The organism is Flavobacterium johnsoniae (assembly GCF_001879205.1).
GTDB lineage: Bacteria > Bacteroidota > Bacteroidia > Flavobacteriales > Flavobacteriaceae > Flavobacterium > Flavobacterium johnsoniae_A.
The window spans coordinates 618343-632194 of the sequence record NZ_MLFK01000007.1; the positions used below are offsets into that span (position 1 = coordinate 618343).

Sequence of the window (13852 nt, forward strand, 5' to 3'; positions counted from 1 at the left end):
ATTTCTTAAAAAAAGGAATTTATACTGCCGCATTTCTGGTGCGGCAGCCCTTATCGGTACTAAAATGCTAAGAATTTAGAAACATTGGTTCGGGTGAGGATAGATTGTAAGGATGATAATAATTTAAACTTTTAAAAAACAAATCAAGATGAAAAAAGCTTACTTATTATGTGTATTGATTTTATCAGTTTTCGTTTCCCAAGCCCAGAGTGTTTGGAAAAACGTTCAGATTGGAGGCGCAGGTTTTGTTACCGGTATTATTCCAAGTAAAACAGATGCCAATTTAAAATACGCCCGCACAGATGTGGGAGGAGCTTATCGATGGGATGCATCTAGCAGCAGATGGATACCCTTATTGGATTGGACCAGTGTAGATCAGCTGGGTTATCAGGGCGTGGAATCGCTGGCAATTGACCCTCAGGATAATAATGTGGTTTATATGCTGGTAGGAACCGATTATTTTAATGGTCAGAAAACAGCCATTTTAAAATCAACCGATAGAGGTGTTAATTTTACTGAAACTATAGTAACCTCACAATTTAAGGCGCATGGAAACGGTATGGGAAGATCTAACGGCGAGCGATTGGCGGTAGACCCTAACAATTCTAATGTGCTTTTTTGCGGAAGCAGACGTGACGGATTGTTTAAAAGTACTAATGGCGGTTCGACTTGGTCTAAGGTATCGTCATTTCCAGTTACGACAACGGCAAATGATAACGGAATCTGTTTTGTAATCTTTGATTCTGCATCAGTTTCTGGAGGCAGCACTCAGACTATTTATGCTGGTGTTTCCAGAACTGGAGCTTCCAATCTTTATAAAAGTACAGATGCTGGAAATACTTGGAATGCCGTTTCGGGAGCCACAATAAATTATATGCCTCAGCGAGCAGTGTTGGATTCCAACAGGGCTTTATTAATCACTTATGCTGATAAGGAAGGACCTTGGAACCCTTCTTCAGGACAGATTTGGAAGCTTTCTAGTACAGGGGCCTTAACCAATATTACACCATCATCCTTTTCGGGGCCTTTTGGCGGCATCGATGTTGCCCCATCCAATCCGCAGCGTCTGATTGCTTCATCAATGAATACCTATATGGCGCAGTATACCAATGCACAGGGCAATATAATTTATGCCGATCGTTTCTTTTTAAGTACAGATGGCGGTGCATCATGGAGAGATCTGGTTGGAAATTCGGGAATCAATGTCTTAGACAATGGCTGTACTTGGATTTCAGGATCTTCAGCATCCATTCACTGGACTGGGGACATCAAGTTTAATCCTTTTAATACCAATCAGGCAAGTGTAATATCGGGAAATGGTATTTTTACCTGTGATGATCTTAACGCGTCAAAAACCTCGTGGAAGTTTGACGCCATCGGCCTTGAAGAGAGCGTACCGCTGGGGTTAATCAGTATTCCGGGCGGACCTTTAATGAGTGTCATTGGAGATTATGACGGATTTAAGCATACTGATGTTTCGACATTTGCACCGCAATACAAGCCTGCAATGGGAACCACATCCGGACTGGCGTATGCATCAGGAAATGCCAATAAAATTGTAAGGCTTGGTGAGAATATGTACTATTCCAATAATCAAGGAACTGACTGGATAAAAACAACTGCAGCCCTGGCAGGACCGCGCGGAACGGTTGGACTTTCTTATGATGGCATAACTATCCTGCATGTTCCGGAATCTTCCAGCGCTATGTACCGTTCTACCAATAATGGAGCCAGCTGGACGACAGTAACAGGAATTAATTTTAATACGATTCCAGTATCTGATGCCATTACAAACAATAAATTTTATGCCTACAACAGAGCTAACGGAGATTTAAAAGCAAGCACAGACGGCGGTGCTTCTTTCAATACGGTTTCTAATGTTGGAGCAGGGGGATCCAGCCTAATTAGAACAGTGCCTGGGTATGCTGGGCACTTATGGATTGCCAAGAATTCTGGCGGACTGATAAGGTCAGTTAATGGCGGTGCCAGTTTTACCACACCTTCAACAACTGTAAGCAACGCTTCGGCAGTCGGAATTGGTAAAGCAAAGGCTGGCGCTTCTTATCCAACTATTTATATCTGGGGTACGGTAAGCGGTGTTACGGGAGTTTTTCGTTCGGTAGACCAAGGCAGCAACTGGACTCGCATTAATGATGATGCGCATGAATATGGAGGTACAGGAAACGGGAACTTTGTAATGGGAGATATGAATATCTACGGGCGCGTTTATATGAGCACTGTGGGAAGAGGACTTGTTTATGGTGACGATCTTGGTGAGGCCACATCCTATTATAACATTTCAAATAGAAGCACTGGACTGCTGATAGACGGAATGAGCAGAACAACGCAGGGAAGTAATACAGGACAATGGACCTACAGTGGGAGCAGTGCCCAGCAATGGTCACTAGAGTATAGCGGGAGCGAGGTTATGATTAAAAACAGAGCTACTGGATTGTATATAGACGGGATGAGCAGAACAGCAAATCCATCAATCGCAGGACAATGGAGCTATAGTGGAAGTGAGGCGCAAAAATGGATACAAGAAGACGCTGGTTCGGGTTATTTCAGGTTTAAAAATAAAGCGACCGGAATGTATTTGGATGGTTTAGGAAATTCAACAAACGGAGCAGATCTAAGCCAATGGAGTCTCAGCTCAAGCAATAACCAGCAATGGTCTCTAACTGCGGTATCGAGTGCAACTTTGAGACTAGGTGATACTACAGAAAATCTGCAAGAGCAAAAAATTACTGTAATCTGTTCTCCAAATCCATTTACAAGCAGTTTTAAAATTGAAATAAATGATTATGCGGAACCGATAAGAGTACGAATTTTTGATATGAATGGAAAAAATGTTGAGTCTGTGCCGATATCGGACTCAAGCCAGCTGTCAATGGGAAGCACACTTCAGTCGGGATTGTATATCGTAAATGTGGAAGGAACAGGAGGTAATCTTCTCCAATCATTTAAAATGATTAAGAAAACCAGATAAATCAAATTAAGGGAAGTCCTAACAGTAGAATAAGCTCTGTTAGGACTTTTATATAGTGATTATGTACCTGTATCAGCACATTGTGTTGTAACTTAAAAAGCCATTAATCTTTCGTAATAAAAGCCCAAAAGAAAAATTTAAAAACACGTTAGCTCCGGGCTAACAAAAAATAAAAATAAAAATGTATAAAAACAATAAGAGAAACCAATTATTTACAGCTTTATGTATCCTCTGCGCCAGTTTTTTACAGGCACAGCAAAAATACCAGTCACTAGTTACAGAGAACACTGAAAAAGTCGCGTCGGGAAAATTTAAACCAACTTGGGAATCTCTCCAGCAGTATAAAACTCCTGAATGGTTTCGAAATGCTAAGTTTGGAATCTGGGCGCATTGGGGACCGCAATGTCAGCCGGAGCAGGGAGATTGGTATGGCCGATTTATGTATGATGAAGGCGGGGCGCAGTACAAATGGCATATAGAACATTACGGACACCCATCTAAAGCAGGGTTTAAAGAGGTTATTAAGGATTGGAAAGCTGAAAACTGGGATCCTGAGAAAATTGTAGCACTATATAAACGAGTTGGAGCACAGTATTTTTTTGCTATGGCCAACCATCATGATAATTTAGATTTATGGAACAGCAAATACCAAGCGTGGAATTCTACAAAAGTTGGTCCTAAAAAAGATATTATTTCAGGCTGGGCTGCGGCGGCTAAAAAACATGGATTGCCATTTGGATTAAGCGTTCATGCGGCTCATGCCTGGACTTGGTTTGAAACTTCGCAGCGTTCAGACAAAAAAGGACCTTATGCTGGCATTCCTTATGATGGGAAACTTACTAAAAAAGAGGGTGTTGGCACTTGGTGGGAAGGGCTGGATCCGCAGGAGCTATATGCGCAAAACCATCCGCTAAGCGCTGGAAGCGAGGAAAGCATTACCTCTTTGTGGGGGCAATGGAATTGGGATAATGGAGCCTCTATTCCTTCTGCAGAATATTGCGAGAATTTTTATAACCGCACTATGGATTTAATCAATATCTACAAACCAGACCTTCTTTATTTTGATGATTCAGGACTTCCACTTTATCCTGTAAGTGATGCAGGCTTGAAAATAGCGGCTCATTATTACAATACCAACATGGCAGCTCATGATAATAAACTCGAAGCAGTTCTATTTGGAAAAGTACTGACACCAGAACAGAAAAAATGCATGGTTTGGGATGTGGAAAGAGGAGTGCCTGACCAGATTCAAAACGAAGCCTGGCAGACCTGCACCTGTATTGGCGATTGGCATTACAGCAGGGCAATTTATGATGGAAATGGATATAAATCGGCTAAAACGGTTATTCAGATGCTTATTGATATTGTCAGCAAAAATGGAAATCTGCTGTTAAACATACCTGTACGCGGAGATGGTTCTATCGATGACAAAGAAATCGCAATCCTTGAAGATATAGCAAAATGGATGGATATAAACAAAGAAAGCATCTTTGATACCCGTCCATGGAGTGTATATGGTGAAGGACCCGCAGCAGAAATAGTCAATCCTATTAATGCTCAAGGATTTAATGAAGGGAAAGTAACGATGACAGCTCAGGACATTCGTTATAATCAGAAAGGGAAAATCTTGTATGCTACCGCATTAGGTGTTCCTGCTGAGAATGTAAGCTTGAAACTCCTTGGTAAAAAGAAAAATAATACCACGATAAAAAATATCAGTGTACTTGGCAGTAAAGAAAAAATTTCCTGGAAGCAGTATTCGGATTCACTTGTGATTCAAAAACCAAAATTTATTCCAAATAACATAGCAGTAGTGTTTAAGATACAGTATGCAGATGCTGCCAAAGGTAATTAGTATAGAATTGTTTGCCACTAGGGAGCAGATAAGTGCTGATGGGCAATCGTTTAAACTCATCGATATGATAAAAAAAATCTTTCTCATTGCCGTGTTTTTTGCGGTTAATCTTATAGATGCACAGCAGGTAAATGACTGGGAGAATCCAGCTGTTAATGGTATCAATAAGGAAAAACCGCATGCGTACGGTTTTCTTGCCGAGGGGAAAAAAAATAATCCAATGCTTCTGTCTCTTAATGGGATGTGGAAATTTAATTGGTCAGCCAATCCGCAGTCTAGACCAGCTGATTTTTACCGCAAAGATTTTTCTACTGATGCTTGGACTGCTATTTTAGTGCCAGCCAGCTGGGAATTGCAAGGATTTGGAACACCTATTTACACCAATGTGGCCTATCCTTTTAAAAGAGATATTCCAAGAGTAAGCGGCGAACCCGATGAGAGTTTTACGGCTTTTAAAGAAAGAAATCCAGTTGGCAGCTACACAACTAGCTTCAAGATTCCGGAGAACTGGCATGATAAACAGATATTTATTAATTTCGGAGGAGTCCAGTCGGCAATGTATCTTTGGGTAAACGGACATAAAGTAGGCTACAGTGAAAATTCTATGTCGCCTGCCGAGTTTGACATTACGCCTTATATTGAAAAAGGAGAAAATAAACTGGCCGTAGAGGTTTACAAATACTGCGATGGCAGTTATATGGAAGATCAGGATATCTGGCGTTTGGGCGGGATATTTAGAGATGTTGATCTGATTGCAAGACCTAAGACCTTTATCGGAGACTATTTTGTAAAGGCAATTCCAGACAAATCATATTCAAAAGCAGAAGTTGCCATCGATGTCCGTTTGGATAACAGGCACACAGAGAATACTTCAGGATTGAAAGTTGAGGCAGCTATAAGCGGATATTCAAAATCAGGAGATTATATAGAGAAAAAGTTTGAAACAAAGATTCCTGTTTCCCTATACTATGAAATCTCTTTTACAATGAATGCTATGCTGGAAAATCCAAAGCTTTGGTCAGCAGAAACTCCAGATTTGTACAAGCTTGTTCTGCAGCTTAAAAACAAGAAAAATGAGATTGTAGACAGAGCCGAATGCTATTTTGGTGTTCGAAGCATCGAAGTGCGTGCAGACGTATTTTACATCAATGGCAAAGCAGTGAAATTGAAAGGTATTAACCGCCATGAAATGCATCCGCGTACTGGAAAATCTATCAGCCGACAAGTCATGGTGAAAGACATGGAACTGATGAAGCAGGCCAATATCAATATGATACGCACAAGCCATTATCCTGATGATCCGTTGTTTTATGAGCTTTGCGACAAATACGGTTTTTATGTAATGGACGAGGCGAATCAGGAATCCCATGCTTTCGGTCTAGGAAATAAAGAGCTGGGTGAAGATCCTCTCTGGAAAACTTCCCATGTAGAACGTGCAGTATCGCTTGTTGAAAGAGACAAAAATCATGCTTGCGTTATCTTCTGGTCATTGGGAAATGAAGGCGGTAAAGGAGAAAATATGAAAGCAATGGCAGATACCATTCGCAAACTCGATAAGACACGTCTGGTTTTTTCGGATACCCACAGGGAAATATCAGATCTCTATGATGATAGCTACTTGCATCCTGAGGATTTTAAGAAATTGGGCGAAAAGATAAAAGACAAACCCGTAATTATGCGCGAGTATGCACATGTTATGGGAAATTCAGGCGGTAATCTGCAGGAATACTGGGATGTAATTTATGCAGATCCAAGCCTATGCGGTGCTGCAATCTGGGAATGGGATGAACACGGACTGCCAAAAGCGAAAGATGGTTCTCCGTTTGAACTTACCCAGCACCCTGACGATTATACTTTAAAAGACAGTGAATTTTGGGCGTATGGCGGAGATTTTGGCGACAAGCCCAACGATGGCAATTTTGTCATGAGAGGACTGGTTTCTTCTGATCGAAAACCATATCCCCATTATTATGAGGTGCAGAAAGTCTATCAGCCTGTTGTTTTCCAAATGCAGGATGAAAATAAAACGAGTATTAAAGTCACCAATCGTTTTGATTTTCTGCCGCTTCAAAATTTCGATATTGAATATGAATATGTCTGCGAAGGAAAATCTCTGCAGAGAGGTCTTCTAAACGTAGGTTCTGTTCTGCCAGGCACTTCCGCTGTTGTTGATCTTCCATATCTTCAGAACGAACAGAAAACCTGTTCTGAAATCTGCCTCAATCTTTATGTAAGGCTTAAAGAAGCTGCACTTTGGGCAGAAACAGGCTATTGCATCGCACGTGAGCAGTTTATAGTAAAACCCTATCAGTGGAATAAAAGCATTTCTGGAGCAAAGACTGTAAAAGTAAAGGAAACACCTGCTGTTATTGAACTTAAAACGGATGACATGAATTTTGTTTTCAATAAAACCAATGGTGACTTGACAAGTTGGAAGATTAAAGATCAGGAGCTTTTAATAGGACCTCTGGAGCCTTATTTCTGGAAACCGCCAAATGATAACCAGAAACAGAGCGGTTATGCAAAAGAATTCTCTAAATGGAAAAATGCGACAGCCGATAGAGTGGTTAAAAAGGTTGCTGTAACCAGACAAGACACTTTGGCTACGGTGAAGTTTGATATCAGTTTTCCCCGTATTGGAGCTAATTATACGCTGGAATATCAGCTAAACGGCAATGGAAAATTAGGTGCAAAAGCTTTTTATACGCCATTAAACGATACTATCGGACAAATTCCTAAATTTGGGATGCGACTTCGCATTCCCAAAAATTATAATACTGTAGACTGGTATGGCCGGGGTCCTTACGAAAATTATCCAGACCGAAAAACAGCTTCTCTGTTAGGAGCGTATCAGAAACAATTAGAACATTTTATTGTTCCATATCCAGCTCCGCAGGATAATGCAAACCGCAGTGATGTGCGTTGGTTTTCTCTTGAATCGCCAAACGGAAACAGTATCAAAGTAACAGGATTGCAGCCGCTGAATTTCCGTGCTTGGCCTTATACAGAAGAAGATTTAGAAAATGCCAGACACGATTATCAGCTGGCCAGACGCGATTTTATCAACCTTAATATTGATCTAAATATTCATGGTGTTGGAGGCGATGATTCTTGGGGAGCAAAAACAATGGAAAAATATACCAATTCTGGCAGTAAGCCCTATGAGTTTGGATTTACTTTAGAATATCTCCAAAAGCAGTAGCATCTTGTCTGCATCATTTTAGAACAGCATAAAATCAAATAACGAAAATGAATAATTTAATTTCGAATCATATACACTATTTAAAGAAAAGCATGCTGCTTTTATGCATGCTGCTTCTGAATTTTTTATCTCTGCATGCACAGGAAAACTTAAAGAGGAAACAGCTTTTTGACGGTGATTGGAGATTTTTTTTAGGAGAGTCAGCTCAAGCGTCATCGGATAATTTCAATGATAAAGACTGGCGAGAGCTTGATCTGCCTCATGATTGGAGTATTGAAGGTAAAGTTCATCCAAAGAACGTTACTGGCGCAGGAGGAGGATATTTTCCGGCAGGAGTCGCTTGGTACAGAAAGACTTTTACGGTGCCTGATAACTGGAAGACAAAAAAAACAGCGATTTACTTTGAAGGGGTTTATATGAATTCCGAAGTGTTTATTAACGGAAAATCGCTTGGAGTTTATCCTTACGGATATTCTTCTTTCAGCTATGACCTTTCACCATATCTAAAATATGGGCAGCAGAATGTGATTGCTGTGCGGGTAGACAATTCACAGCAGATGAACAGCCGTTGGTATAGCGGATCGGGAATCTACAGGCATGTCTGGCTGATTCAGACCAATCCAATTCATATAGCGCAATGGGGAACAGGAATCAGTACTTTCGAGATTTCTCCAAAAAAAGCAACAGTTCGTGTGGAAACAAAACTGATGAATGAAACCAAATCGTTACAGGAAATTACTGTTACAGCGCTAATCCAAGATCCGAAATCCAACACAGCAGGGCGTCATGAAACAAAAGTAGCGCTTTCTCCAAAGAGCGAAAAAGTTGTTGTCCAGCTTATTAAAGTAGGTAATCCGGTACTTTGGAGTCCGCAGCAGCCTTCCTTATATAAAGCTTTGGTACAGGTTTCAAAACAAAAGGAAATGTTAGACCAGAGTACTACCGATTTTGGCATCCGTTCTCTAGCATTTACGGCAGAAAAAGGATTTCAGCTCAACGGAAAAACAATCAAGCTCAACGGAGGATGTGTGCATCACGACAATGGTTCCTTGGGCGCCGCTGCTTTTGACCGTGCAGAACAGCGTAAAGCGGAGCTTTTAAAAGCCAGCGGATTCAATGCTGTAAGAACCTCTCATAATCCTCCTTCAGAAGCCTTCCTAGACGCCTGCGATCGATTAGGCCTGCTGGTTATGGACGAATCTTTTGACTGCTGGAAGATTGGGAAAAATAAATATGATTATTCAAACTATTTCAATGCCTGGTGGAAACGCGATTTGCAGGCTATGGTGCTGCGCGACCGCAATCATCCCAGCATTTTCATGTGGAGCATTGGAAATGAAATACCTGAAAGAGAAGATCTTGATGCAGTGAATACGGCCAAAATGCTTTCTGAAGAAATAAAGAAAATCGATACAAGTCGTCCGATAACATCGGCAATTGTTAATGGCGGTAAGAATTGGGACATATTTGACCCTTTGATGGCTCAGCATGATGTTGCGGGATATAATTACAATTTAGATAAAGCGCCGCAAGATCATATAAGAGTGCCTTCTCGAATTATAGTCCAAACAGAATCGTATCCTAAAGATGCTTTTAAAAACTGGGAATTAGTACAGAAAAACCATTACATCATTGGAGATTTTGTATGGACAGCCATGGATTATCTGGGAGAATCTGGAATAGGACGCTACTATTATTCAGGAGAAGTGCCCGGAGAACATTGGGAAAATGATTTTTTTCCATGGCATGGCGCTTACTGCGGAGATATAGACCTTATAGGATGGAGAAAACCTATTGCACATTATAGAGGCATGCTGTATAACGAAAAAGAAAAACTCTATATGGCAGTTCGAGAACCTGCACCAGAACCTCTTGAAATTAAACAGACCTGGTGGTCGGTGTATCCTACTTGGGAAAGCTGGACATGGCCTGAATATACTGGAAAAAATGTTGAGGTCGAAGTGTATTCTAAATATCCAAAGGTTCGACTGTATCTTAATGGCCAGCTTTTAGGACAGAAGGAAACCGGAGAGAAGCAAGAATTTAAAGCGGTTTTTACCGTACCTTACGCATCAGGCATCTTAAGAGCAGCTGGTGTAGCAAATGAAAAAGAACAGGAGTCCGTTACACTGAAATCAGCAGGTGAGGCGGTGCAGATTAAATTGGCAGCCGACCGAAAAGAGATCAAAGCCGACGGACAAGATCTGACCTATATTGCAGTTGAACTAATAGACAAAGAAGGAGTTTTGAACCCTAATGCAGAGGGACGCCTTACTTTTAAAATTGAGGGACCTGGAAGTATCCAAGCAGTCGATAATGCCAATCTAAAAGATTTTGAACCCTATCAATCTCGTACTAGAAAAGCTTGGCACGGAAGGGCTCTGGCAATTGTGAGAAGTACTCATCAGAAAGGGGAGATAAAACTAACGGTTTCTGGAGATGGATTACAACCGCAGATTATTACTATTACATCAAATTAATTAAAAGAATATGACATTAGCAGTGAGGCAAAGCCTTTTTTTAATCCTTTTTTTATGTTCATTCTGCATAGACGCTCAGAAGATTAGTTCTCCCGACGGACGTATACAAGTTATTTTAAACCTGCCTGATAACAAGAAACCTGATGGTGTTTCTTATAAAGTTTTATACCTAAGCGATAACACCCTTTCAGAAGTGGTACGCGAATCAAAATTAGGTATAACACGAGAAGACCAGCAGTTTGTGGGGAATCTTTTGTTTGTTGGACAATCCGAATCTGTTTCGGTGAAAGATACGTACGAGATGATTTGCGGCAAGCGCAAGCATTGCGAAAATACAGCGATCGAAAAAACATTTCATTTTAAAAACACAAACAATCAGACTTTAGATATCATTTTCAGGGTTTATAACAATGGGGTAGCGTTTCGTTATGTATTTCCTGATGCTTCCGATTCTAAAGTTAGTATTACTGGAGAAGCTACGACATATGCCCTGCCGAAAAAAGCAGACCGATGGATGCAGCCATACGACCCTTCCTACGAGAGATTTTTCCCGTATAGCACAGGCGGGACAGCAACAGATAAAGTACAGCAATACGGCTTTCCTGCATTGTATAAACTTCAAAACCAACCCGTGTGGGCACTAGTTTCTGAAGCTGATATCAGCGAGGATAACTGCGCTGCCAGATTAACGAGCACTACTAATGCTGATGAATATCAAATTGCCTATCCCTCTGCGGTGCAATCAAAACAGCCATGGCATTCCCAATGGCATACCGTAATAATTGGAAAACTTTCAGATATTGTGGGATCTACTCTTATTACAGATGTAAGCACGCCTAGCCGTGTGAAAGATACTCAATGGATTAAGCCTGGTGCAGTTTCATGGATCTACTGGGCCAACAACCGAGGTTCTAAAGATTACAAAATTGTGACCGATTATATTGATTTGGCTGTTGAAATGAACTGGCCATACGTGCTTATTGACTGGGAATGGGATGTAATGGCAAATGGCGGCAGCATCATTGATGCGGTAAATTATGCGAAAAGCAAATCAATAAAACCTATGATATGGTACAATTCTGGAACAAGCTGGATGGAACCTACTCCAAACGATCGTTTGCAAACGGCTGAAAAAAGAGCCAAGGAATTTTCGTGGCTAAATAAAATTGGCGTGTATGGCATAAAAGTCGATTTTTTTGCGGGCGACCAGCAAGATATGATGCAGTATTATATAGCCATTTTAAAGGATGCTGCTAAATATCATTTAATGGTAAATTTTCATGGAGCCACTGTTCCCCGAGGCTGGGCTAGAACTTATCCCAACCTGATGTCAACCGAGGCTGTTTATGGTGCAGAGTGGTACAACAATACGGCTGAGCTTACAGATAAAGCTGCTGTTCATAATACCACGCTCCCTTTTACTCGAAATGTAGTGGGTTCGATGGATTATACTCCGGTTACTTTTTCAAATTCCCAGCATCCGCATATTACTTCCTATGCTCATGAACTGGCTTTGGCTGTTGTTTTTGAATCCGGCCTGCAGCATTTTGCCGATAAACCATCAGCCTACAGATCGCTTCCTGAACCAGCCAAAGAATTTCTTAAAAAAGTGCCTGTAAGTTGGGATGATACGCAATTAATTGACGGCTTTCCGGGAGAAAAAATCATTATCGCCCGAAAAAAGGCAGATAAATGGTACCTTGGAGGTTTAAACGGTAAAGATCAGGCTCAGACTTTAACAATAAACTTCGATTTCCTTGATAAAGGGACTTATAATTTTGAGCTGATAAAAGATGGCAAAGACGATAAATCTTTTTCTTCTGAAACAATAAAAGTTAAAAAAGGCAGCGTATTAAAAATTGAGTGCCTGCCAAGAGGAGGATTTACAGGCTTTATAAAATAGTTAGAATATATAATTTAAAATGAAAGGTATTTTGAAAACAAAAGGAATTAGAACCGCATTGCTTATTATGCTTATGGTAGCAGGTAAAACATTTGGGCAAAGGAAAACCATTAACCTGTGGGATAAGAAAGTGCCTGGGGCTATAGCTAATGCCGATTATAAAGAAACCAATTCAGACGATAGCTGGATGCAGCGTGTTACGAATCCGAGATTAGATGTGTATCCTGCTCCTGCTGAAAAAGCAACGGGTACTGCCGTTATTATCTGTCCTGGCGGAGGTTATTCCGGAATGGCTATCGGACATGAGGGAAAACAGGTTGCACAATGGCTCAATAGTCTTGGCATTACGGCATTTGTATTAAAATACAGATTGCCGGATGCTGCTATAATGACCGATAAATCAATAGGTCCTATGCAAGATGGACAGCGTGCCATCCGTTTGGTTAGAAGCAGAGCCAAAGAGTGGGGAATCGATCCTAAAAAAATCGGCATTATGGGCTTTTCTGCAGGTGGGCATTTGGCTTCTACTCTTTCAACACATTTTAATACAAAAGTATATGATGAGAGTGCAGATGCAACTAGTGCGCGTCCAGATTTTTCACTGTTAATATATCCTGTAATATCAATGCGTGAAGAAATAACCCATATGGGATCGAGAATTAATCTTTTGGGCGAAAAACCATCAGCTGAGCAGGTTAATAATTTTTCAAATGAACTGCAAGTCAATAGTGAAACTCCGACAGCATTTTTAGTCCATTCCATGGATGATGGTGCTGTACCAGTAGAAAACAGTATACAATATGCCTTAGCTTTAAAGAAAAATAAGATTCCTTGCGAGCTTCTTATATACGAAAAAGGAGGACACGGCTATGGACTAGGCAAATCTGGCAGCACAGAGTCAGATTGGAGTCTGGCATGCGGCAGATGGCTCAAAGCAAAAGGCTTAATCAATTAAAAGAACCTAACCTGTTGGGTGTAATTGTTTTAAATACATAGAAACATAGATTTATTTGTTTTTTAAGGTCTCTAAAAGAGAATTTTATTCTTTCACATAGCTACTATGTGCATTTAAACTAGTGAAACGCTTCTTAAAGCTTTCTGAATCTATTTTTCTATGTGTTAAAATTGAATTTGGAGCAATTACATCAAACAGGTAAGAACCTATATTTAATTTCACTGCTGCTATCTGTTTTTGGAAGCAGATCTTTTTGAAAAACCATATCAATCATCTTTATATTGTCTAAAATATTGATGAGTACAACAATTATTGCCCTTTTTTAATACAAAGCGTACCGTAGTCAGCTGTTTTTTCTTGTCAAATTTGCCAGTTGAAAAAAACTTTGAAGCTGTAATTCAAAGCACCAATATCAATTGGTGCATCAAGATGCTAAAAACAGCTTTCCAAAAGAGACAACATTTACGC

Annotated in this window: 6 protein-coding genes; all 6 read left to right on the plus strand. The window is 40.5% G+C overall.

Annotated features, from left to right (window positions below):
* The first annotated feature begins 148 nt into the window (after positions 1–148).
* The 6 genes from BKM63_RS14285 (at position 149) to BKM63_RS14310 (ending at position 13384) form a co-directional block, all read left to right on the plus strand.
* Positions 149–2989, plus strand: a complete 2841-nt coding sequence (locus tag BKM63_RS14285) for an RICIN domain-containing protein (protein WP_071637229.1) — start codon at positions 149–151, stop codon at positions 2987–2989.
* Positions 2990–3170: 181 nt separating this feature from the next.
* A complete protein-coding gene (locus BKM63_RS14290; protein ID WP_071637230.1) occupies positions 3171–4844 on the plus strand; it encodes an alpha-L-fucosidase in 1674 nt (557 codons plus the stop codon).
* Between the two features lie 64 nt (positions 4845–4908).
* Positions 4909–8046, plus strand: coding sequence for a glycoside hydrolase family 2 TIM barrel-domain containing protein (locus BKM63_RS14295; RefSeq protein WP_071637231.1), 3138 nt, complete (start codon positions 4909–4911; stop codon positions 8044–8046).
* Positions 8047–8093: 47 nt separating this feature from the next.
* On the plus strand, positions 8094–10526 hold the full coding sequence (locus BKM63_RS14300; protein WP_071637232.1) for a sugar-binding domain-containing protein: 2433 nt from the start codon (positions 8094–8096) through the stop codon (positions 10524–10526).
* Between the two features lie 10 nt (positions 10527–10536).
* Positions 10537–12429, plus strand: a complete 1893-nt coding sequence (locus BKM63_RS14305; RefSeq protein WP_071637233.1) for a glycoside hydrolase family 97 protein — start codon at positions 10537–10539, stop codon at positions 12427–12429.
* Between the two features lie 67 nt (positions 12430–12496).
* On the plus strand, positions 12497–13384 hold the full coding sequence (locus BKM63_RS14310) for an alpha/beta hydrolase (RefSeq protein ID WP_242661149.1): 888 nt from the start codon (positions 12497–12499) through the stop codon (positions 13382–13384).
* The last annotated feature ends 468 nt before the right edge of the window (positions 13385–13852 follow it).